The sequence below is a fragment of the Aquimarina sp. genome (assembly GCF_977115655.1).
Genome location: NZ_CDSBKO010000001.1, coordinates 293754 through 314927 on the forward strand (window position 1 = coordinate 293754; position 21174 = coordinate 314927).

Annotated in this window: 22 protein-coding genes; 12 read left to right on the forward strand and 10 right to left on the reverse strand. The window is 31.1% G+C overall.

The features are described from left to right. Positions 1 to 138: 138 nt before the first annotated feature. A complete protein-coding gene (locus tag ACZIYX_RS01265; protein ID WP_462680372.1) occupies positions 139 to 573 on the forward strand; it encodes a hypothetical protein in 435 nt (144 codons plus the stop codon). 15 nt (positions 574 to 588) lie between these two features. On the opposite strand, the gene ACZIYX_RS01270 is transcribed toward ACZIYX_RS01265, so the two are convergent. Further along, entirely contained in the window at positions 589 to 1422 is an 834-nt protein-coding gene (locus ACZIYX_RS01270; protein ID WP_462680373.1) for a CvfB family protein, read from the reverse strand. Positions 1423 to 1803: 381 nt separating this feature from the next. Here ACZIYX_RS01270 and ACZIYX_RS01275 point away from each other — a divergent pair, with 381 nt between their 5' ends. Then, positions 1804 to 2958: a pyridoxal phosphate-dependent aminotransferase gene (locus ACZIYX_RS01275; protein WP_462680374.1), complete on the forward strand. Its 1155-nt coding sequence runs from the start codon at positions 1804 to 1806 to the stop codon at positions 2956 to 2958. 478 nt (positions 2959 to 3436) lie between these two features. Here ACZIYX_RS01275 and ACZIYX_RS01280 read toward each other — a convergent pair whose 3' ends face one another. From ACZIYX_RS01280 to ACZIYX_RS01295, 4 genes are all read right to left on the reverse strand, one after another. Continuing rightward, positions 3437 to 3781, reverse strand: a complete 345-nt coding sequence (locus ACZIYX_RS01280; protein WP_462680375.1) for a DUF2853 family protein — start codon at positions 3779 to 3781, stop codon at positions 3437 to 3439. 106 nt (positions 3782 to 3887) lie between these two features. Continuing rightward, positions 3888 to 5612: a 2-succinyl-5-enolpyruvyl-6-hydroxy-3-cyclohexene-1-carboxylic-acid synthase gene (gene menD, locus ACZIYX_RS01285; protein ID WP_462680376.1), complete on the reverse strand. Its 1725-nt coding sequence runs from the start codon at positions 5610 to 5612 to the stop codon at positions 3888 to 3890. Positions 5613 to 5719: 107 nt separating this feature from the next. Continuing rightward, the gene (locus tag ACZIYX_RS01290; protein WP_462680377.1) at positions 5720 to 6814 is read right to left on the reverse strand and encodes a chorismate-binding protein; all 1095 of its coding nucleotides are present in this window, start codon (positions 6812 to 6814) and stop codon (positions 5720 to 5722) included. A 1-nt stretch (position 6815) separates the two neighbouring features. Further along, on the reverse strand, positions 6816 to 7241 hold the full coding sequence (locus tag ACZIYX_RS01295; protein WP_462680378.1) for a PaaI family thioesterase: 426 nt from the start codon (positions 7239 to 7241) through the stop codon (positions 6816 to 6818). 87 nt (positions 7242 to 7328) lie between these two features. On the opposite strand from ACZIYX_RS01295, the gene ACZIYX_RS01300 reads away from it, so the two are divergent. From ACZIYX_RS01300 to ACZIYX_RS01310, 3 genes are read left to right on the forward strand one after another with little or no spacing between them, the layout of a single operon-like run. Next, a complete protein-coding gene (locus tag ACZIYX_RS01300; RefSeq protein WP_462680379.1) occupies positions 7329 to 7889 on the forward strand; it encodes a TetR/AcrR family transcriptional regulator in 561 nt (186 codons plus the stop codon). A 3-nt stretch (positions 7890 to 7892) separates the two neighbouring features. Beyond that, positions 7893 to 8741: an alpha/beta hydrolase family protein gene (locus ACZIYX_RS01305; RefSeq protein WP_462680380.1), complete on the forward strand. Its 849-nt coding sequence runs from the start codon at positions 7893 to 7895 to the stop codon at positions 8739 to 8741. A gap of 21 nt (positions 8742 to 8762) precedes the next feature. Beyond that, the gene (locus tag ACZIYX_RS01310) at positions 8763 to 9401 is read left to right on the forward strand and encodes an alpha/beta hydrolase (protein WP_462680381.1); all 639 of its coding nucleotides are present in this window, start codon (positions 8763 to 8765) and stop codon (positions 9399 to 9401) included. Between the two features lie 41 nt (positions 9402 to 9442). Here ACZIYX_RS01310 and ACZIYX_RS01315 read toward each other — a convergent pair whose 3' ends face one another. The 4 genes from ACZIYX_RS01315 to ACZIYX_RS01330 form a co-directional block, all read right to left on the reverse strand. Beyond that, complete coding sequence (locus tag ACZIYX_RS01315; protein ID WP_462680382.1) at positions 9443 to 9955, reverse strand: DinB family protein; 513 nt, start codon at positions 9953 to 9955, stop codon at positions 9443 to 9445. Between the two features lie 79 nt (positions 9956 to 10034). Beyond that, positions 10035 to 12620, reverse strand: a complete 2586-nt coding sequence (locus ACZIYX_RS01320; protein WP_462680383.1) for a phosphoenolpyruvate carboxylase — start codon at positions 12618 to 12620, stop codon at positions 10035 to 10037. A 101-nt stretch (positions 12621 to 12721) separates the two neighbouring features. After that, a complete protein-coding gene (locus ACZIYX_RS01325; RefSeq protein ID WP_109437594.1) occupies positions 12722 to 13201 on the reverse strand; it encodes an Lrp/AsnC family transcriptional regulator in 480 nt (159 codons plus the stop codon). Positions 13202 to 13274: 73 nt separating this feature from the next. Beyond that, positions 13275 to 14432, reverse strand: a complete 1158-nt coding sequence (locus ACZIYX_RS01330; protein ID WP_462680384.1) for a M14 family zinc carboxypeptidase — start codon at positions 14430 to 14432, stop codon at positions 13275 to 13277. Positions 14433 to 14811: 379 nt separating this feature from the next. On the opposite strand from ACZIYX_RS01330, the gene ACZIYX_RS01335 reads away from it, so the two are divergent. The 5 genes from ACZIYX_RS01335 to ACZIYX_RS01355 all read left to right on the forward strand — a co-directional run bounded on the left by ACZIYX_RS01335 (position 14812) and on the right by ACZIYX_RS01355 (position 18523). Next, the gene (locus tag ACZIYX_RS01335) at positions 14812 to 15291 is read left to right on the forward strand and encodes a helix-turn-helix domain-containing protein (protein ID WP_462680385.1); all 480 of its coding nucleotides are present in this window, start codon (positions 14812 to 14814) and stop codon (positions 15289 to 15291) included. Positions 15292 to 15360: 69 nt separating this feature from the next. Continuing rightward, complete coding sequence (locus ACZIYX_RS01340) at positions 15361 to 15735, forward strand: DNA topoisomerase IV (RefSeq protein ID WP_462680386.1); 375 nt, start codon at positions 15361 to 15363, stop codon at positions 15733 to 15735. 227 nt (positions 15736 to 15962) lie between these two features. Then, complete coding sequence (locus ACZIYX_RS01345; protein WP_462680387.1) at positions 15963 to 16556, forward strand: GTP cyclohydrolase II; 594 nt, start codon at positions 15963 to 15965, stop codon at positions 16554 to 16556. A gap of 28 nt (positions 16557 to 16584) precedes the next feature. Next, positions 16585 to 17799 carry a DUF418 domain-containing protein gene (locus ACZIYX_RS01350; RefSeq protein WP_462680388.1) on the forward strand — a complete coding sequence of 405 codons (1215 nt, stop codon included), beginning with the start codon at positions 16585 to 16587 and terminating at the stop codon, positions 17797 to 17799. Between the two features lie 145 nt (positions 17800 to 17944). Beyond that, positions 17945 to 18523, forward strand: a complete 579-nt coding sequence (locus ACZIYX_RS01355) for a PhnA domain-containing protein (protein WP_462680389.1) — start codon at positions 17945 to 17947, stop codon at positions 18521 to 18523. Between the two features lie 148 nt (positions 18524 to 18671). Here the strand turns inward: ACZIYX_RS01355 and ACZIYX_RS01360 are convergent, their stop codons facing one another. Beyond that, a complete protein-coding gene (locus ACZIYX_RS01360; protein WP_462680390.1) occupies positions 18672 to 18878 on the reverse strand; it encodes a hypothetical protein in 207 nt (68 codons plus the stop codon). A 502-nt stretch (positions 18879 to 19380) separates the two neighbouring features. Here ACZIYX_RS01360 and ACZIYX_RS01365 point away from each other — a divergent pair. Beyond that, positions 19381 to 20244 carry a LytTR family DNA-binding domain-containing protein gene (locus ACZIYX_RS01365; RefSeq protein WP_462680391.1) on the forward strand — a complete coding sequence of 288 codons (864 nt, stop codon included), beginning with the start codon at positions 19381 to 19383 and terminating at the stop codon, positions 20242 to 20244. A 134-nt stretch (positions 20245 to 20378) separates the two neighbouring features. Next, positions 20379 to 21170 (forward strand): acyltransferase family protein, encoded by a 792-nt coding sequence (locus ACZIYX_RS01370; protein ID WP_462680392.1) that lies wholly within the window; start codon positions 20379 to 20381, stop codon positions 21168 to 21170. Positions 21171 to 21174 lie beyond the last annotated feature (4 nt).

Genomic DNA, 21174 nt, shown 5'->3' on the forward strand with positions numbered 1-21174 from the left:
TTTAGGCTTAAAAACAAAACAATCAAAAGCAAAAGCGTTTGTTTTATAATTATATCTTTTGTATTTTATCAATTAATTAACACATCTTTTTTATATGGTTTTGCTTACTTCTCGTGAAATGATAATATATTTACTGGCATGAAGCTTTTTTTAACTATACTTATCACAAGCATTGGCTTAGTGTCTTATGGACAAGAGAACAGCCTAAGCTCTATAACCATAGAATGGGAAGAATTAAGTACACCTTTATCTATGGAAAGAAATGAATTTGAAACAACTAAATATCAATTGCTCGAAGTTAATTTAGATGTAGATTTAAGGCGACAATCTTTAAGAAAAAGTTATACTATGCTTATGGAATCTCCTCAATATAAGGATGTTTCTTCTATATATAAAGCAAACTCACCTAAGTCAAAAAAATCAGGATTTACTATATCTGGCAATGGTTATAACTTTAAAACCAATATTGATGGTTTGAAAAACAATGCATATAAAAATGCTGACTCATACCTTCATCACAGCTATTACAATCCATATACTACTAATAGGCGTAATACAATATTTATCTATTAACAGGTTTTTAGGTTATTATTCTAAAAGCCGTATTCCATCCTCTTCGATACTAATTTTTCTGATTTTATAAAGGGTACCTATAGCCTTTTTAAAACTTTTTTTGCTTAGCTGAAAAACTTCTTTAATATCTTCTGGATCTGATTTATCATTTAGGTTAATAAAACCACCACTAGCTTTTAACTCTTTTAAGATTTGGTCTGCATTTGGCTCTATACTCCTAAACCCGTGTTTTTGTAAAGTAAGATCTATTTTACCATCGGGTCTCACTTTTTTAACGAACCCCTTAATCTGATCTCCTGGTGTTATTTTTTGAAAAATTTCATCTGCATACACCAAACCCAGGTGTTTTTGATTTACTATCATATTCCATCCTTGTGGAGAAGGGTGTGAAGCAATAAGGTCAACTTCATCATAAGCAGATAGTAAAACTAAAGAATTATCTAAAAAAGCATTTGTTTTACTAGAAGCCACTAATCTATTTGTTTCTTCGTCCAGATACACATAAACAAGGTACCAACTACCAACCCTCATTTTTGAGGCTTGTTCTTTAAAAGGTACAAAAAGATCTTTTTCTAATCCCCAATCTAAAAAAGCACCAATATCAGATACATTTGTACATTTAAGATATGCAAAAGATTTTACAGTTGCATACGGTTCTAAAGTGGTTGCTACAATACGCTCTGCACTATCTAAATATACAAATACTTTTAATTTGTCCCTAATCTGAAATTGTTCCGGAACATACTTATTAGGCAATAAAACTTCATCCCCATCATCATCACAAAGGTAAACTCCCTGATCTCTTTCTCTTACTATTTCTAAAGTATTATATACACCAAGTTTAAGCATTGTATTTTATTTTTTGCAAAGATACTTTTTTAACCTGATTTATATATTGTATAGGACAAGGAAAGTTAATGATAGATTTATCTAATTTACAGAACCAACAATTTCGTGACTAGCTCGCGGGGGTATATATATACAGTATATATATTGTCTTAAAAGCAATATTTGAGGAATTAAATCATTACTATAAGATTAAATTCTTGTTCAAAAATAGGGTATCTGTATACTAAACTGTTGTTAATGTGTAGTTCCTATATTTATCAAATAACCAACTTCATGTGAGTTATCTGATAAAATCACAGGGCAATCTCAAACTACTGTTCAATAAAAATAAATCCTATCTATCAAATATTAAATTTTTCACAAATCACAAAACCATATTTAATGAAATCAACGACAACTCCAAACTTGGATATTCAAAACGAAAAACACCATTTTAACCTAAATTTATTTAATGAAACAACTCATAACCCATCTTATGCGAGCCTAACCAATAACTTTGATAACATAAACGGATTAAGAGATTTTTGTATTCCTGTAAATACTTATTTTCCTTCAAAACCAGTAATGGACTGTTTATATGATAAAATACCTGATGCTATAAAATACTATCCCAGTTCTAACAATCTTATTACAGAGTATATTGCAAATTTTTCTGATATTAAAGACCCCAAAAGAATCATTGCCGGAAATGGATCTACAGAGATAATATCATGGCTTAATTCTATTTTTATTAAAGACAGTATCTTTGTTCCTGTTCCTTCCTTTGGCAGATGGACAGAGGAACCAACACAGCTAGGAACAGAGCTGCATACTATAGCATATTGTGATGAAAACGAACAATCACTTTCGCCTAAAAAATTTATAGAAGCTGTACTTCAATCTAAAGCAAAAAATGCGGTTATATGCAATCCAAACAATCCTACAGGATCTATTTTTTCAAGACTGGAATTACTATATATTTTAGATAAGTTAAGGCATTTAGACAATATAATTATTGATGAGTCTTTTATTGATTTTTCTGCAAAAACTCCTCAAACAATAAAAAATGATGTGCATTTGTTTCCTAATGCATGGGTTATTAAAAGTTTGGGTAAAAATGTTGGGCTACACGGGCTTAGAATGGGATATGCTATAAGTAATGAAAATAATATTAACAGGCTTAAAAAACATCTTCCGTACTGGAATATTAATGGAATATCAGAAATGCTGTTAATGCTTATACAAAACGAAAAAACTGCCTATGATGAAAGCAGGATCAAAGTAATCAATGATACAAAATATCTGGCAAATCGTTTCAGTGAATTAACTGCTTTTAAAATATTTCCTGTAAATTCAAATTTTATATTTGCCCGATTAGATTTACAAATTGATGGAGAAAAACTAAGAAATAAATTATTACAAAATCATTCTTGTTTTATCAGAAATTGTGAAAATAAACTAGGTTCAACCAAACAATATTTTAGAATTGCAACCCGAACAAAACAGGATGTAGATTTTTTGATAACAGCAATTAAGCATGAATTAACGAATATATAAACGGCATTACTATAAAAAGTATTAAAAACTCATCTTAATTTTTGTGTTTTTCCTTAAAACCATCGTTCAGCTCTTATTTTTTTGTCTTTTTATTACTTCGAATTAATAAACCCAAAAATTACACTAAAATGTTTGTTCATTTTTTCTTATTCTGCATTATAAAAAATTTGTGTAGCTATCTTATACATAGATCAGTACAAGTGCTATGCATAAATTTTGCCACTTCAAATAAGAAAAAAGAAACTTCGTTTTTTTGGTATATTTTTAAAATTTATTTGGCATGAAGCGTTTAAAAGAATGGCTTTATGACAGCAAAAGGGTTGTGTTTTATTATAAAAACCTCTGGCAATACTATTAATTTTGCCAGAGGTTTTTTTATAATATTTTTAGTATTTTGATGTTAAACAAGATAAACATCCCAGATCAAAAACCAATACTTTTGGTAAAGATATTGATCAATGATCTTATAAACTATTTATTATTTGTTATAAACAGATTCTTTTCCAAAATGCTTTGTCAAAAGGTAGTAAACAACAGCTCTATATTTATTACGGTTAGATTTTCCATATTTTTCGATAACAGCAGCTATAGCTTCATCTAGTTTAGGTCCATCTGAAAGCCCTAATTTTTTAATAAGGAAATTTTGTTTTACAGTTGCTAACTCTTTTTCATCACTTCCTGACACGGTAGAAGCGTCGCTATTATAGATAGAAGGCCCACAACCAATAGTTACTTTGGTTAATAGATCCATATCTGGTGTTTCGCCAATTTTTTCTTTGATATCTGCAGCATATTTTACGATCAATTCGTCTCTTTTACTCATAGGATAATAGTGTTTTTAGGTTTTTAGTTAATTTTTAATTTGTATTTCAAATATAGATGAATTATAAATAAACATTTTATATTACAAGCATATTAAAGCTCTAATATTAGATAAAATACTTAAAATAATCGATTAAAGCAGCGTCATTCTCTTTTCTAGGGGTAAAAATTTCTAATAATTGAGGGGTTCCATTATTCTGATAGATTTTTTGAATTTCTTTATTTACCTCTTCTGCATTATACGCTGTATGATAATCAAAACCGAACATTTTACTTAAATGTACAGCGGTAAGATTATGAGCTGTTTCAAAATACGTACTAAAGTTAGGGCTATCTTCTTTGCCTGGCAAAATTCTAAAAATACCCCCACCTCTGTTATTAATTACAATGATTTTAAAATTGGATGGAATATACGAATTCCATAACCCATTACTATCATAAAAGAAGCTTAAATCTCCTGTCAATAAGGTAGTGGGTACTTTTGAAACCAATGCAGCTCCTACAGCTGTAGATGTGCTGCCATCTATGCCACTGGTTCCTCTGTTACAAAACACCCTAAATAAAGGACTTAAAGTAAATAGTTGTGCGTAACGAACTGTAGAACTGTTACTTAATTGTATCATTTGCTTGCCTGTAATCCCTTTAAAGATAGCTTCATAAGCTTTTAGATCTGTAAAAGAAACTTTTTTTAGATACTCTTCATGTTTTATCCTTCTTTGATCTCTAACAGAAAGCCAAAAAGATTTATAGGTGCTTTTATTTATCTTTTTATCTCCAAAAAATCTGGAAAAAAACAAATCAGGTTGTAACTTTATGTGTTCTGTAAGGCAAAAATAAGTATCATAAGCTTTTTTGGGATTAATATGCCAATGTGATTTTGGGGGATATTGCCTCAAAAAGCTTTTAATACGTTTAGAAACCACCATTCCTCCTATAGTTAATAAAATATCTGGTTGTAACTCCTTAAATTCTTCATCTTTTAAGGTCGAGATTAATTGATCTATACTATTAATATGAGTATCGTGATGGATATTTGATGTAGTTTCTGTTAGTACCAAAACCGATGGGTCTTTTGCAAAATATTCTATCCATTGTTGATCTATCGAATCCGGATAGTTAACCCCAATCAATATCATTTTACGTTTTGCTCTGGTCCACTCCAAAAACATTTTAGATTCTAATTCTTCAGAGAATTGATGATAAGGGATTTCTACAGGGATATTTTTGGGAATAATTATCGGAAACTCTATTTTATCGTACAATGGTTCATAAAACGGAACATTAATATGTACCGGGCCATTTTGTTTTATAGCAGTATTAAGAGCCAGATTAATTTCTCTTTCATTATGTTTCTGAGCTTCTCGTTGTTTTTGGCTTATTCTGGGATCATCAATTTTGGTTTCTGCAACTACCTCTGAATGTAGATTAGCAGAATATAAAATATGATTTTCAAATACATTTTTTTGGCGAATCGTTTGCCCGTCTCCTATATCAATTCTTTCTACTGGTCGGTCTGCGCTTAAAACTACCAACGGGATATCACTATAAAACGCTTCTGAAATTGCAGGATAATAATTTAACAATGCACTCCCCGAGGTACATAATAAAGCAACTGGTTTTTGAATTTGCTGTGCTATGCCCAAAGCAAAAAAAGCAGCGCATCTTTCATCTACAATACTATAACACTGCATATTTGGATGCTCACTAAAACCAATTGTTAAAGGGGCATTACGCGATCCTGGTGAAATAACAATATCTGTGACTCCCTTTGCCTCGCACAAAGCAACGATAGATTGTGCCAAAGGTATTTTTGAATATAATCTTTTCTTCATTAAAATATCTAATATTACAATATCAAGCTGGTCATACCCAAACTTATGGTAATAAACCTGTTTTGACTTTTTTATAGAGAGTTATAAAAAACCGGAATAAATTCAATTTAAAACAAAACTTTTTTCATTGTTTCAGTTTTCTTAACGGTTTCTTCCCATTCTTTTTGCGGGTCAGAATCTTTTGTGATCCCTCCTCCTACATAAAGTTCTGCTTTTCCATTTTTGAACTCCATACAACGCAAGTTTACAAATATATTGGATTGTACAGTACCATCTATATTCATATTGACCTCACCCAAAAAACCTGTATAATATTTGCGATTATAGGTTTCATTATTTAAAATAAAATACTTTGCTTGATTTTTTGGCAAACCACAAACTGCCGGAGTTGGGTGCAAAATCTTAATTAGATTCTTGATCCCATGTTTTTTTATATCCAAAGTACCTTTAATATCTGTACGAAGATGTAAAAGTGTACCTGCCTTATGAGTATACGTTTTTGATACTTCTAAGCCTGTAATCAAACCAGATAACTCATTGGTTAAAAAAGAAGTAACCATTCTTTGTTCTACTAATTCTTTATCTCCCCAGTCTATATTTACAGTGCCTGTATATGGTTGGGTTCCTGCAAGGGCCATAGTAAAAAAATTGTTTTTTTTAATACAGACAAGAGTCTCTGGAGTTGCCCCTAACCAAGTTCCTGTTTCCGGATGGTACCACAAGTATACAAAAGCACTTGGATACTTTTTTATCATACGTTGAAATATCTGTAACCCAGTAAGTGAATCCAGTTGTGAAACTTTTTCTTTACGAGATAGTACTACTTTTTTAAAACTACCAGACTCTATAGCTTTGATACCGTTTTTAACAAGTAAAATATGTTTTTTTTTCGCTTCATTCTCTTCTTCTTCAGAAAAACTCCTTGCTGTACCCGAAACCTGTTTCAAGTGATCTGTATCTTGCCCAATAATCTCGGTGCTACAATACTCACTTTTATCAATAGGAATAATCACAGTTTTATCATTGCTGTCAAAAGGAGCAAAAACAAATCCTGATGTTAAAAAATCCTTAGTTTCATACACTTCATTATTTTGCTGAAACAAAACCTGCAATACATTAGAATCTGCTTTTTTATAGATCACAAATGGCAAATATTGATCTGTATGGCTTTTAATTTTAGCATAAATATCTTCTATGCCCATATTATCTGGTTTTTGGAAGCGCAATAGTTGTTAGTTTTACTACAGATACAAGATTTTGTTCTTCATCCCTGATTTTTATATCCCATAACTGTGTAGTGCGTCCGTTATGTAAGATTTCTGCTCTTGCATATACATTTCCTTCTTTTACACTTTTTACATGATTAGCAGAAATCTCAATCCCTCGTATGTAAAAATCTTTTGCATTCAAAAACATAAAAGAAGCTGCACTACCAACACTTTCTGCAAGAGCAACCATTGCCCCGCCATGCAAAACACCATCTGGTTGGTGAACTTTTGGAGTAACAGGCATCTTTGCAACCAAATAATCTTTTCCTACTTCACAAAAAGAAATATCCAAAGTTTCCATCAAAGTGTTTTTACACATTTTTGTACATTGTTCCAGTACTTCTTCCTTTGTCAGATTCATAAGCAATAGTATTTAGAACAAAAATATAGAATGCGTTTCAATAATTCTAACTATATTTGAATCTTATTTTAACGAACATTCAATAAAATGCCAAAAACAAAAACTTCTAAAGAAGAAGTACTGGAAAAAGTAATTCCGGTTTTACGATCAAGAGGGGTTCAAAACAGTAGCATGAGTGAACTTTCTAAAGCTTGTGGCATACAAAAGTCTCATTTTTATTATTATTTTAGTAATAAAGAAGAGCTAATCAAAGAAGTCCTTATATCGGTTCATAGTTATTTTAATTATAATCTTCGTAAGATTATTGATAGTAATTTAATCATAACCAAAAAGCTCGAAAATTTGAAAATGTTATTAGAAAAAACATTTAATAATACAGAAGGAGGATGTATAATGGCCAATACAGCTTTAGAAACCCTTCATCTTGATCCTGTATATAAAAAAGAGATTCGGTTATTTTTTCAGGATTTCATTTCCGGGCTGCAACAAATGTTAGAATGTAATTACTCAACTGAAGAATCCTTGATGTTTGCTGAACAAATTGTACAAGATATTGAAGGCGGTATTTTATTAATGCAAGTTTACAGCAACCCAAAATATCTTAATAGTGCTGTTACCAGAATGGAAAAAATATTTTTAAATTCTTAATAAATGGAATCTTATACTATTTGCTCTTTTGATAATTATCCTGTCTCTGTACACGAATTTGCGCCACTACTTTCTAGTAATAAAACTATAGTTTTTGCTCCTGCAGTAGGTGTACCACAAAAATTTTACTTTAATCTCGCAAAGTACCTGTCCAATAAAGGATGTAATGTGTTTACTTTTGATTATCGAGGGATAGGAAGCTCTCTTTCCAAAAATATACGATCATTACAAAAACATGGGTTTCTTTCCTGGGCCCAGGATTTTAAAGCGGTTTCTAAACATGTAAAAGAAAAATACCCAAAAAACAAACAATATATGATTGGTCATAGCTATGGCGGTAATAGTATTGGTTTTAGTGATGCATACCTATATTATGACAAATACCTGACCGTAGGGTCTCAATTTGGGTTTTATAAACATTTTTCAAAAAAAATGCAGTTACTTATATATTTCAATTTTAAATATCTTGTGCCTTTTACTACTTCAATTCTTAAATATTACCCTTCAGATTGGTTTGGACTAGGAAAACCCCTAACCTCTAAAGCTGCGATGGATTGGGCCGTTTTTTTACTACACCCTGATTCTATGCTTTATTTTACTAAAGAGAACAGCAATATCCATTACAACAATATTAAAGAACCTATGCTTTTATTAAGTATTGATGATGATTTGTTTGCTCCAAAAAAATCTGTTGATATTCTTGGCAAACGAGTATACCAAAATGCAAATGTGACCAGAAAACACTTAAAACCTTCAGATTTTAATTTGAAAAGTATTGGTCACTTTGATTTTTTTAGAACAAAAAATCAAGATATCTTGTGGCCAATAATTGATGACTGGTTTTGTTTTTAATCAACAACTTTATACTAATTTATGCATACTAACGAAAAAGAAATCTCTTACATCACTACCAATTCTTACTCCACTTTAAACACCTTACACTCTAATACCAAAACTGTTTGGTTAGTTTTTCATGGTATTGGGTATTTAAGCAGATATTTTGTTCGATTATTTGATGGTTTTAATAAAGAAGAAAATTATTTTATTGCTCCACAGGCTCCAGCCAAATTTTATAAAGGGGAAAACTATAGAAGTGTTGGTTCTAGCTGGCTTACTAAAGAAAATACTAAAACGGAAACTAAAAATGTACTGCAATATATAGATGCTGTTATAACCAAAGAAAACATCCCTGAACACATAAAGCTGGTTGTACTAGGGTATTCACAAGGGGTTAGTATTGCCTGTAGATGGGTTGCCAGCCGAAAAATAAGTTGTGATGCTTTGGTTATGGTTTCTGGTGGTTTTCCTAAAGAATTACATAAAGAAGATTTCAGTTTTTTAACCAACACAACAAAGGTCGTGCATATACTGGGAGAAAAAGATCCTTATTTTGAAATTGAAAAAGTAGAAGCAGAAAAAATACGCGTACAACAAATTTTACCACAAATTGAGTTTAGAACACATCCGGGAGGACATGAATTAAATCCTAAAACATTAAATGAATTGTTTTAGGATCTGTTCCTTTTATTTTTTCAACCATTTTTTTGTAATATTTATAAATACCGCTCTTTAATAACTTCTAAATGATGTTTTTGATGACCTGCTAAGATATACCCCGCCGCTCTGGTACTCATGGGGCTACCACTAGCCTCTCCTATTCTTGTTAGCATCTCATTTGTAAAACTATTAAATAGAGAAATCGAGCAGTTCCTAACAGCATTAAAATCTGCTATTAAATCTTGCTTACTAAGATTATTAGCATTAGAGTTAGGTACATAATCATCCTGCTCAAACCCCATAATTGGTGTTTTGTCGTTTCTGGCAAAACGCAATGCCCGGTATGCAAAAATACGTTCGGTATCTATTATATGTTGAAATACTTCGGCGATAGTCCATTTTTTCTCTGCATAAGCGTGAGTAAATTTTTCTTGAGGAATAGATTGTACAAAATCTACAAATTCTTTTTGACTATTTTTTAATCCTTCTACAATATTTGGATATTCTGCTTTAGAGATATAGGTTGCGTAATATGAATTATATTCACCTTCTTTTATTTGAGATAACATAGATTTAGAATAAAAAATGAGGTGAAATTTAACAATTCCTACCTCATTTCTAATAATATTAACAGCACTTTATTAAAATTTATGCTGAATTACGACTAGCATTAATGTTTCCAAATAAAGATCGGGTAACCATTTTTTCATAGATTTCGAGATCTTTGGGATTCACTTCGTTAGATTTATGTAAATCTTGTATTTTTTTCAACGCATATTGCTGTATCGTAAGCAATGGTAATACGATATTCTCTCGCATAGCAATAGATGCTTTTCCTGCGGGTTCATTTTGCATTAGTTCTGTATATCCTGTTAATTTAAGCAATAACCTTTTGGTTTGCAGATATTCTTCATGAATGATATCCCAAAATGCCCCATATTCTTTATCTTCTTTCATATAGGCTGTGAGTTCAAAAAATGACTTGGTAAGACTCATCATACTATTTGCTATCAAAGTTCTAAAAAAGGGGGAACTCTTATATAAGGAGATTACCTTATCAAACCTATTTTGATCCTCAAAGCTTTTTAATGCTGTTCCCACACCATAAAACCCCGGTACATTTTGTTTTAACTGGCTCCAACTTCCTACAAATGGTATAGCTCTTAAATCCCCAAAATCCAGGCTTGTCCCTGTACTTCTTTTGGATGGACGGCTACCAATATTTGCTTTCCCGTAATATTTTAGTGTACTCATGTTTTCTAAATACGGAAGAAATTTAGGGTGATTCTTAAAATCCACATAAGTTTGGTAGCTTATATCTGCAAGTTCCTGCATAATTTGCTTATTCTCTGCAGAAAACAGGTTGCCTTCATTACTTGTTAGTTCATTTTCTACTCCTGCACCCAAAAGCTGTTCTAAATTATATTGGCAAGAATCTAATGTTCCAAAATTAGAGCTAATTGTTTGCCCTTGAATAGTTAATTGAATCTCTTCATCTTCAATGGTAGGGCCAAGAGAAGCATAGAATTGATTTGTGTTTCCTCCTCCTCTTGCTGGTGGTCCTCCTCGACCGTCAAAAAATATTACTTTTATATTGTATTTTCTCGAAACCTCGGTTAAAGCTTCTTTTGCTTTAAATATCCCCCAGTTTGCCATAAGGTATCCCCCGTCTTTTGTACCATCAGAAAAACCAAGCATTATGGTTTGTTTCATCCCACGGCGTTTTAAATGCTCTATATATACAGGATTATTATACAACGACTCCATTACCTTATGAGAAATCTGCAAATCTGGTATGGTTTCAAACAAAGGAATAACATCTACTGTTGGCAGCTCCCAATCACAAAGCCTTATCATAGCAAAGGTCTCCATTATGTTAAGCTCGCTACCATTATTACTGATTATATAACGATTAGCAGCTTTTTCCCCATTGTTTTGTTGTATGGTTTTAATAGCATATATGGATTCTAAAGTTGCTCTGGTTATATCTTCTTCAAAAATAGAAGGGTCTAGTTTTCCTGTAGTTTGAGAAAGTATTTCTATCTGCTTTTTTTCAGAAAGAGATTCATAATCTTTAGGAAAAATCCCTAGATCTAATACATTAGTTTTATTTACAATATCTGTAAGTACTTTATGATGAACTCTGGAATCCTGACGGATATCCAGTATACCAAAATGAAATCCAAAGATTTTCACTTTATTAATTAAATCTTGTAAATCTTCGAGAAATAAGGATTGGTGTTCTGTTATAAGCTCTTCTCTTATCTCTAGCAAGCCACTCATTAATGTATCTATAGATAACGGTTCTGCTGTTTTTGCATAATAAAAATTGTCGTACAGGGCATTTTCCAGAACTATTATTTTATCCTGTAAATTACCAAAAGTTATCCTACGCTTTAATTCGCGTATATCTCTGTAGTAATTAAGTAATATTGTTTTACGCAAACGCTTTGCTACTCTTAATGTAGTTTCTGTAGTAACAAAAGGGTTTCCATCTCTATCTCCACCTGGCCAAAATCCTATATTGATTAATTCATTTTCAAGATCTTCCCCATCAAATACATTTTGCTGAATATAACTATAAATGGTTCCTGCTGCATGATAAAAAACATTTTCAAGATACCAAATCAAACTCACGGCCTCATCATAAGGAGTAGGTTTTTCTTTCTTAAAGAAAGCAGTTTTACCTAATTGAGAAAGTAGTTTTTTTATTCTTGAAGAATCATTGTTTCGTATAGAAGCATCCAAATCATGAATGATCCCCAAAACTGTTCCCGGATAAAACTGCGTAGGATGTGCGGTTAAAGTTGGACGAATTTTAAAACGGCGCAAATACTCTTTAAGCTCTTGTAACTGTCCTTTTGCTTGTGCTTCTTCTTTTATACTTCTTAAAGTACCACGACCATCCATATTATTTACAACAGGAAATGCTGCATCCTCGATAGCATCAAACAATACTACCTGCCGTTCTATATATTGAATAAACCTGAACAACAAATCATGTTTTTCTTTAAGTGCAGGATTATCCTGATAACGCGAAAAAAAATCTTCTACAATCTCTGTAGGGTTTTTATGATTATCATATCCTTTTTCGCATACCTCTTTAAAAAGGGGCAATAAAACTCCTGTATTGCTAATAGAATCAAAGGGTAGAGTTATAAATATACTATTATATATCTGGTACTTTGCAAGAACATTTTCATTAAAACGTTCAATTTTTGGTTTTCTAGCCATTTGTGTGGTGGTGTATTGGTTAATGAATATTGTTTGCACAATAAAAAACCCTTTAAAAGATTTCTTAAAGGGCTCCTAATTATATTAAAAAAAGTATCCCTTTATAGTTCCTGAAAGATAGAATGCATTAAACGTTTTTTATCATTAATGCTTTCTTCTAATGAAATCATAGTCTCTGTACGGTAAACTCCATCAATATCATCTAACTTAAAAATAATATCTTTGGCATGATTGGTATCTTTGGCTCTTACTTTACAAAAAATATTAAACTTTCCTGTAGTAATATGAGCAACCGTGACATAAGGTATTTGATTTATTCTTTCTAAAACAAACTTGGTTTGCGAAGTGTTTTGAAGATAAATACCTACGTACGCTATAAATGAATAGCCTAATTTTTTATAATCCAGAGTTAATGAAGATCCTTCGATAATACCCGCTTCCTCCATTTTTTTAACTCGCACATGTACGGTACCCGCAGAAATCAACAGTTTTTTTGCGATATCTGTAAAAGGTGTACGGGTATTTTCAATCAACATATCCAGAATTTGATGATCAACTTCGTCTAATTTAAACTTTGCCATAGTATTTTATTATTTTTCCCGATTATTTACGTTGCAAATTTAGCAGAAAAATACAGTATCTGCACATTTTATTTCAACTTTTTACTAGTTCTGTTAAGAATAATTCAGAGTTTAGGTAAAATTTTAACAACTCAGCCTCTGGAACTATCTCTACTGTAACGTTTTCGTTGCGTATCTCTCTTTTTCTGCCCTCAATCTCCCTGTGTCCATGAAAATTTTGCAAAATATCTACTTTGGCAATCTTAGGAACAAATTTAACTTCATTTTTAACCAATTCTTCGCTGTATTGAATGGCTATATCTACATTTTTGCCTTTTAGGATTACATTTCTTATGATGATATCGTAAAAACATTTTCCGTTTTCAGGGATTAAAAAATAATCTTTATAGTTTTTTCCAGTAATCTTGGAGGTAGCAATATATTCTATTGCTGTTATTAAGGAATAAAAGATATACTCTCGTGTTTTTTCACGCTCATAATCATCGGGATAATGCCCTGCTTCAAATAATATTGTAGGAATTTCCATTTTGGAGAGTGTGTCCCCTACACAATTCAAATTAAAGCTATCATCATATCTTCCTACCATGTCAGGAATACATTTTTGAAGCACAAAATTCATTTTGCTTATAATATCCATAGCTACTTTACGGCTTTGCGTTACAGAACGTTCAACATTGCTTGCCGGAGATAAAAAAGATACTGTTGCGGGATGATTAGATTGTCCAGCACTAAAAATTGTACGTTGCCCATGAAGATTAAAAGCAAAATCAGGTTGAACACGCTCTACCAGATTACTAAAAACAATACTTTCTTTTTGTGTTTTTTGTTGCGCATCCCTGTTAAGATCTACTTGATTATAATTTAGCCTGGTATATGCTTTTGCACCGTCGGGACTTAAAATAGGTATAATATATAAGGTACATTCTTTTAAAATTTCTTTCCCTAAACTGTTTGAGCTATCGGTAAACAGGTTTAAAAGATCAAAAAGAGCTTTTGTAGTTGTACTTTCGTTACCGTGCATTTGAGACCAAAACAAAAGTTTATTAGATCCTTTTCCTAATTTAATTAGATGGATAGGAGCATTATTTTCAGATAAACCAATTTCTTTTATCTCCAGTTTTTCAGAAAATATATCTAACAGGGGCAAAATATTTTCTAAAGTAATATATCTGCCATGTAGTGAATTTTCTTTATATACAGCAAACCAGTTTTGTAAAGTTTTAATATTCATGTCTTGATAGTAAAAATACGAAATTACTATAGTTTACCGAGGTTTCATAACAAATAGATTTATTATTTACACTTGTAAACCTATCTCGTGTTTACAAATGTAATTTAGCTGTATTTACATTTGTAAACAATGATTATGATCTTGTTTGTTTATAATTGTAAACAGCTAATATTTCTCGATTTTCAAATGTATTTAAGATATTAACAATTAATTAATTCTAATATTAATAAACTAGTAATTACAATAATATTAGATGTTTATGCTATGTTACTTGATGTAAATATTTAATTAATAATTTCTTTTATTTACATTTGTAAACGTCTCCTTTTGATTATTTTGTTTACCTTTGTAACATGTATACTACTCAAACAAGTTTACAATGGTAAACGATAAAGACTTTGGAAAAAGAATTCAAGAAATTATGGATTACTATGCTGTATCAGCTTCTTCCTTTGCGGACTACATGGGTGTAGGTCGCTCTTCTATTTCACATATACTTAGTGGCAGGAATAAGCCTAGTTTGGATTTTGTAATGAAAATAACAGAAGCTTATCCCGAAGTTGGTTTGCAATGGCTTTTATATGGAAAAGGAACATTTCCTAAATCTGACCCTCCTACTATTAAAAAACCAACAAATATACCTGAACCACCACCTGTTTACAATGTTAAACACTCTTCTGCTTTAACATCTGATCCGGATTTATTTTCACAATCTGATCCTCAAAAGGAAAACTTAGAAGAGCTTATTTCTGCAAAAGAAAAAGATTTTACCAATATTCCTTTAGATTCTAAAATAGATCGCATTGTTATTTTTTATGCCGATGGTACATTCAGTTCTTACCAAATGAAAAAAACTTAATAACTTTTCCTCTCCTTACTATTAACTTTATAGAAATAAATTTATTTTCGTTTATAAATAAATCCAAATATGAAGCGGATAGCTTTACTTTTTTTATTCCCTCTTTTTATTACCAGTTGTTATCAACAAGAACGTAACTGTATTGATTTTCATACAGGAACTTTTGAGTTTGAAACTTTTTTAAATGGAGAGTTAAGTAAAACTACTTTTACCAGAAATGATAGTATAGAGATTGATTATTTCAGAGGAAAAAGCGATACATCAAGTATTAGGTGGATTAATGATTGTGAATATATTGTAAAAAATTTACATCCAAAAAATATGGCTGAAGAAAAAGCGATACATATAAAAATATTGAATACAATCAAAAATACTTACACCTTTGAATATGGATTAGTGGGTACTACTAATAAACAACGGGGTATTGCAAAAAAAATAAAGTAATGTTCAAAATTTTTTCATTGGCAGATGCCTGAACCGCTTATTAACACTCGCCTTTTTTGAAATCGCCCTTGGTATTGATACTATGTATATTTATTTCTGTAGCATGAGTAAAGATTTTATAATTTGGTTGGATCAAGAAAGAAAAAATCAATAAGATTAAAAGTTTCAATAAATTTATTTTTTAAAATTTTACTTTTATACATTTTCTCATAAACATATATAATATCATGGTTATTAAAATTGCAGAAGGAAACCTTAAAACAAAATATGGTGAGTATCATGAAATACTTTTTTATGATGGACAAAAAGAATCTTTTGCATTAGTCATGGGAAATGTAAGTGGTGAAGAAGAAGTATTGTGCAGGGTTCATTCCTCTTGCATATTTGCACATCATTTTAATAGTATTGAATGTGATTGCAGGGAGCAAATGGAGATTTCACAACAGCTTATACAAAAAGAAGGTAAAGGTGTTATAATTTGGTTAGATCAGGAAGGTAAAGCCAATGGCCATTTTGCTCTTTTAAAAAGTAAAGAACATAAAAAATCAGGTTTGTCGCAAGCTGAATCTTATAAAGCCGTAGGTTTTAAAGAAGATGCACGGGATTTTACAAAAGCAGCAGAAATTTTGAAAGAGTTAAGCGTTAAATCTATCAGGATGCTGACTAATAATCCTAAAAAAACTGCTACTTTAACACAACATGGTGTAAAAGTAATTTCTACAATGGCCATAACTATTGATCCCGGTAAAAATGCTGAACTTAGAAAAGATCTCGAAGATAAAATAAAAGAAGGACACTCCTATAATTTAGGTAGTTCTTAATAATCTTTACTTATAAAAATACTGCACATTGGATAATGCCAATTTTACTCCTACCAATACACAAAAAAGAATAGAACTCCTCGACATATTTCGCGGTTTTGCTGTGTTTGGAATATTTATGGTGAATATCGAGATTATGAATTGCACCTTTTTTAATCAAGAGATATTTAGTGCACAATGGTATTCTAATCTGGATAAATTAGCGGTTCGTGTATTACAATTATTTTTTTACAGCAAATTCTTCCCTATCTTTTCTTTTCTTTTTGGTCTTGGGATTGCAATGCAAATAATGAACCGAATTAAAAATAATACATACTCCTTTTCTTTTTTTATAAGACGAATGGTGATATTATTTATTTTTGGTTTACTACATATTATCTTTTTATGGTCTGGTGATGTTATACACCTGTACGCCATACTGGGCGTATTTAGCTTTTTTCTTATAAAAAAATCAAATACAGTCCTTATATGGTGTATGTGCTTATTGCTCCTGTTCCCATTTTACGAGCATGTCTTCGGATTATTGTTCGATTGGGTTGGATTTTCTCCTTCACAAATTCTACAAGAATATTCTTCCAAAAAAATAACGTACACTATTCGTTATGATTCTTATATCGATGGCGTAAAACTTCGTTTATTAGAATATGTTTCTAATATTCCTGTTTTATTCTTTTATCTGGCTCCCGTTGCTTTATCCATGTTTACCCTGGGGATTTATTTTGGAAAAAACAATTACATAAACTCTATAAATATAGTAGTAGAAAAAATTAAGAAACCAATATTGGGTATAGCAATTTTATCTAATATATATCGTGTGGTATTTTTATTTATCCTACCAAACTACCCGATATATAAAAACGAAATATTTCATTCGGTTTTTATTAAATTAATGGTTATTTCAGATATTTTTATGGGGCTTTTTTATCTGTGGATTATTGCATGGTTAGTTCAATATCCTGTATGGAAAAAAATATTCACCCCTTTTATATATGTTGGCAGAATGGCATTGACTAACTATATCATGCACAGTGCCATTGGTTTATTTATTTTCTCGTCTGTAGGGCTACAATTATACGAGACTTTAAGCCCCTACGAAACTGCCATGTTGGCAGTAGCGGTATTTACTTTACAAGTAGTTTTTAGCAAGATATGGTTGGATTATTTTAATTACGGTCCTTTAGAATGGATATGGAGGTGTTTTTCTTACAAAAAAATATTATCTATTAAAAAACTTAACTCCTAACATAATCATATCCCAAATCTTTACAAAAATCTATATATACTTTACCTAATTATATATAAATATTGATGCATTGTAACATTATAGTTATAAAAATTATGTGCATTTTTGCAAAAATCGAATATAACACTTCTAATTATATCTAAAAATGAGTCTGGAAAGAGAATTAAATAAACGTAGTGGATCTGTATGTGAATTATCTGGGGAAACAGAAAATTTAAGGGTATATGAAGTTCCTAAATCCCCGGGGACCGGTCTAGATTCGCATATTTTAATTTCTCAGACATGTCTGGATCAAATTGAAGACCCTGAAAAAACAGACCCAAATCACTGGCGTTGTCTTAATGATAGTATGTGGAGTGAGGTTCCTGCTGTACAAGTAATGGCATGGAGAATGCTAAACCGATTAAAATCTGAGGGCTGGCCACAAGATTTATTGGATATGCTGTATCTGGATGAAGATACCATTGCTTGGGCAAATGCTACGGGTGAAGGCGATGACAAAGAAAATGCTATAAAACATGTAGATGCTAACGGAGCGATTTTACAAGCAGGAGATTCTGTAGTTCTCATTAAAGATTTAGACGTAAAAGGAGCTAACTTTACTGCAAAGCGCGGTACTGCTGTTCGTAATATTTCCTTAGTGCATGATAATCCAGAGCATATTGAAGGTCGTGTTAGCGGACAACATATTGTTATCTTAACCAAATTTGTAAAAAAATCCTAAATTACAAACAATAAAAAAATAAAGAAGATGTAGTAATCAAATTCAACATAACTACTTCTATAATAAAAAACTGTGATCCTATTATAAAACAGAATCACAGTTTTTTTAATTTTAAGATTTAAGGTTCTTTTCTCCAGAAACCCTTTTCTTATCCGGTCACGTTCATTGCTTTATAACGAGGCTCATCACAAAAATAACCTCTTGCCCTAAATGCCTTAACCTGAAATGGTTTAGTAACCATGGCACTTCCTTGTATATCATGTGTCCAACAATACCATACTTGTGATCCATTAATATTTTTTAGTTGTGATTTTTCTATTTCAAATTCTTTGAATTTTTTTAGTTTACTTTTCATTATGTATAATTTTTTGATTAAAACACTTTAAAAATATCGAAATATCAAAATCTAAAGTTGTCTAATGTATAATCGTAGTCATTATAACTATACCTGTTAAGCCTTAATTTATATTCGATAAAAAAATAATTTGTTATCGCCTATTAACTTAATTTAACGTAACCCGATGTAAGAAAATTTAAGCCGGTCTGATTTTCGATAGAAAATTGTACTTGGGTAAAATCTGGCAGAGCTATCAAATACAAGTAGATTTTAAATCAAAAATCTTGTCATATAGAGCTTGAAAGAGCAACACAATTTTTGTTTCCGCAGGGTCAAGACAGGTTTTGTTGGCAGCCCCTCGTGAGCTTGTTCTTCGAGGTTATTGATTTGGAAAACCCAAACCAAGCACAATTTTATCTTTGTACCTGTACAAAACTTGTGCTCTCTGGTTTAATTATTTACCTTTCCTGCAAATATAAAAGCATCTATGTAATACCAATTTAACATATACAAAGAGAAATTGAATGAATTAAAAAAATATGTCAACCAACCTTATCCTTTTTATTATAAAGGCAAAAAGCTATTTCAGATAAGCATGGTTATTTTTCTTCTTGCATTCTTTTTTAACTATATTATCCAACCTTTTGAAACAAATACTGCCGAATTAAAGATATCTTATTTTTGGGTGGCATTACTTCATTCTATCAGCCCTTTATTCTTATTATTTCCTTTATCGATATTTTTTGCCAAAGCAAATAAATTTACAGAAAATTGGAAATTAAAACATGAATTTATTTTTACTATCTTTTTTTTACTCCTTGCCGGAACTACTCAATTTTTACTACGAGATATCCTTTACAACAATCCATTAAATTGGTCTTTTTCTTATTTAAAAGAAGAAATATTACATACCCTTGTTAGTGGATTTATGTTAGCTTTTATAATCGTTTCTGCTAATTTGAATATGCAGTTTTTCAAAAATAGCGAACAAGCTTCTGCCTTAAATTTAAAGCTAAAAAATACCAGAATAATAATTTCTCCTACTAATATTTATATAGAAACCGAACTAAAATCAGAAAGTTTTTATCTAAGCATCCAAAATTTTGTTTTTGCAAGATCCCAAGGAAATTATGTAGAATTTTGGATAGTTAATGATTCTGCCTGCCAACCTGTTTTAAAACGAATACGGTTAAAAGATGTAGAGAACATTTTACTGCCTTTTGGCAATATTATCAGAACACATCGCTCCTTCCTTTTAAACAGCGACTTTATCGAAAATGTAGACGGTAATGCACAAGGGTACAAAATACACCTTAAAAATTGTAAAGAAATCATCCCTGTCTCTCGCAACTATCTGGAAGCATTTAACGGCAAAATGCAGTAAGGTTAGATGTTGTTTATACCAAACTTTGTATTTGAACACTTATAGTTTGTGTTTCGTAACAAATTCTTGTTAATCGTACCATATTTTTTTTGATTAGGATATTTCCTCTGAGGTTTGCAAAAAAAACTTTTAGAATGGAAAGAAGATATGATTTAGATTGGTTACGGGTATTTGCATTTGCGTTACTTATATGGTATCACATTGGTATGTTTTTTGTTCCGTGGGATTGGCACATCAAAAATAATGTTCTTTATGAGTGGTTAGAATACCCGATGGTGTTTTTAAACCGATGGAGAATGCCTTTATTATTTATTATTTCAGGAATGGGAACTGCTTTTTCTTTAGGGAAACGGTCTGCTTTTCAATTTTCTAAAGAACGTATTTTACGGTTATTTATTCCTTTGTTATTTGGGATGCTGGTTATTGTCCCTCCACAAGTTTATATAGAAAGAATTTCTGGTTTTCAGTTTGCCGGTTCTTATTTTGACTTTTGGACACAACATGCTTTTGAAGGAAAATACCCTACCGGTAATTTAAGTTGGCATCATCTATGGTTTTTGCCTTATATTTTGATTTATTCTTTAATATTGTTGCCGTTTTTTATGTATATAAGGAAACATCCAAACAATAAATTAATACAATTATTAACCAAGTTAACTCGTACAAGGTTCGGGATTTACTGGATGATACTGCCTTTGCTTTTAATGGAATGGTTTCTGGATCCATTTTTCCCTATTACTCACGGGTTATTTGATGATTGGTTTAATTTTTTTTATAACTTAACCTTGTTTTTTTATGGATTTTTGCTCATTTCTGCTCGCAAAGCATTCTTTGAAGCTATAAGAAAATATTATACATCTTATCTTGTTATTGGTATGTATGCATCCGAGCAACTACAGTATAGAATTTTCTTGATATCCAGGTAGTAAT

Excerpts from the sequence above, each read along its gene's own strand:
- ACZIYX_RS01330 (WP_462680384.1), bottom strand. The coding sequence starts at position 14,432 with ATGAATATTAAAACTTTACAAAACTGGTTTGCTGTATATAAAGAAAAT.
- ACZIYX_RS01340 (WP_462680386.1), top strand. The coding sequence starts at position 15,361 with ATGAAGCGGATAGCTTTACTTTTTTTATTCCCTCTTTTTATTACCAGT.
- ACZIYX_RS01265 (WP_462680372.1), top strand. The coding sequence starts at position 139 with ATGAAGCTTTTTTTAACTATACTTATCACAAGCATTGGCTTAGTGTCT.
- ACZIYX_RS01360 (WP_462680390.1), bottom strand. The coding sequence starts at position 18,878 with ATGAAAAGTAAACTAAAAAAATTCAAAGAATTTGAAATAGAAAAATCA.
- ACZIYX_RS01280 (WP_462680375.1), bottom strand. The coding sequence starts at position 3,781 with ATGAGTAAAAGAGACGAATTGATCGTAAAATATGCTGCAGATATCAAA.
- ACZIYX_RS01355 (WP_462680389.1), top strand. The coding sequence starts at position 17,945 with ATGAGTCTGGAAAGAGAATTAAATAAACGTAGTGGATCTGTATGTGAA.
- ACZIYX_RS01295 (WP_462680378.1), bottom strand. The coding sequence starts at position 7,241 with ATGAATCTGACAAAGGAAGAAGTACTGGAACAATGTACAAAAATGTGT.
- ACZIYX_RS01345 (WP_462680387.1), top strand. The coding sequence starts at position 15,963 with ATGGTTATTAAAATTGCAGAAGGAAACCTTAAAACAAAATATGGTGAG.
- ACZIYX_RS01370 (WP_462680392.1), top strand. The coding sequence starts at position 20,379 with ATGGAAAGAAGATATGATTTAGATTGGTTACGGGTATTTGCATTTGCG.
- ACZIYX_RS01310 (WP_462680381.1), top strand. The coding sequence starts at position 8,763 with ATGCATACTAACGAAAAAGAAATCTCTTACATCACTACCAATTCTTAC.
- ACZIYX_RS01335 (WP_462680385.1), top strand. The coding sequence starts at position 14,812 with ATGGTAAACGATAAAGACTTTGGAAAAAGAATTCAAGAAATTATGGAT.
- ACZIYX_RS01290 (WP_462680377.1), bottom strand. The coding sequence starts at position 6,814 with ATGGGCATAGAAGATATTTATGCTAAAATTAAAAGCCATACAGATCAA.
- ACZIYX_RS01275 (WP_462680374.1), top strand. The coding sequence starts at position 1,804 with ATGAAATCAACGACAACTCCAAACTTGGATATTCAAAACGAAAAACAC.
- ACZIYX_RS01300 (WP_462680379.1), top strand. The coding sequence starts at position 7,329 with ATGCCAAAAACAAAAACTTCTAAAGAAGAAGTACTGGAAAAAGTAATT.
- ACZIYX_RS01270 (WP_462680373.1), bottom strand. The coding sequence starts at position 1,422 with ATGCTTAAACTTGGTGTATATAATACTTTAGAAATAGTAAGAGAAAGA.
- ACZIYX_RS01320 (WP_462680383.1), bottom strand. The coding sequence starts at position 12,620 with ATGGCTAGAAAACCAAAAATTGAACGTTTTAATGAAAATGTTCTTGCA.
- ACZIYX_RS01325 (WP_109437594.1), bottom strand. The coding sequence starts at position 13,201 with ATGGCAAAGTTTAAATTAGACGAAGTTGATCATCAAATTCTGGATATG.
- ACZIYX_RS01305 (WP_462680380.1), top strand. The coding sequence starts at position 7,893 with ATGGAATCTTATACTATTTGCTCTTTTGATAATTATCCTGTCTCTGTA.
- ACZIYX_RS01315 (WP_462680382.1), bottom strand. The coding sequence starts at position 9,955 with ATGTTATCTCAAATAAAAGAAGGTGAATATAATTCATATTACGCAACC.
- menD (WP_462680376.1), bottom strand. The coding sequence starts at position 5,612 with ATGAAGAAAAGATTATATTCAAAAATACCTTTGGCACAATCTATCGTT.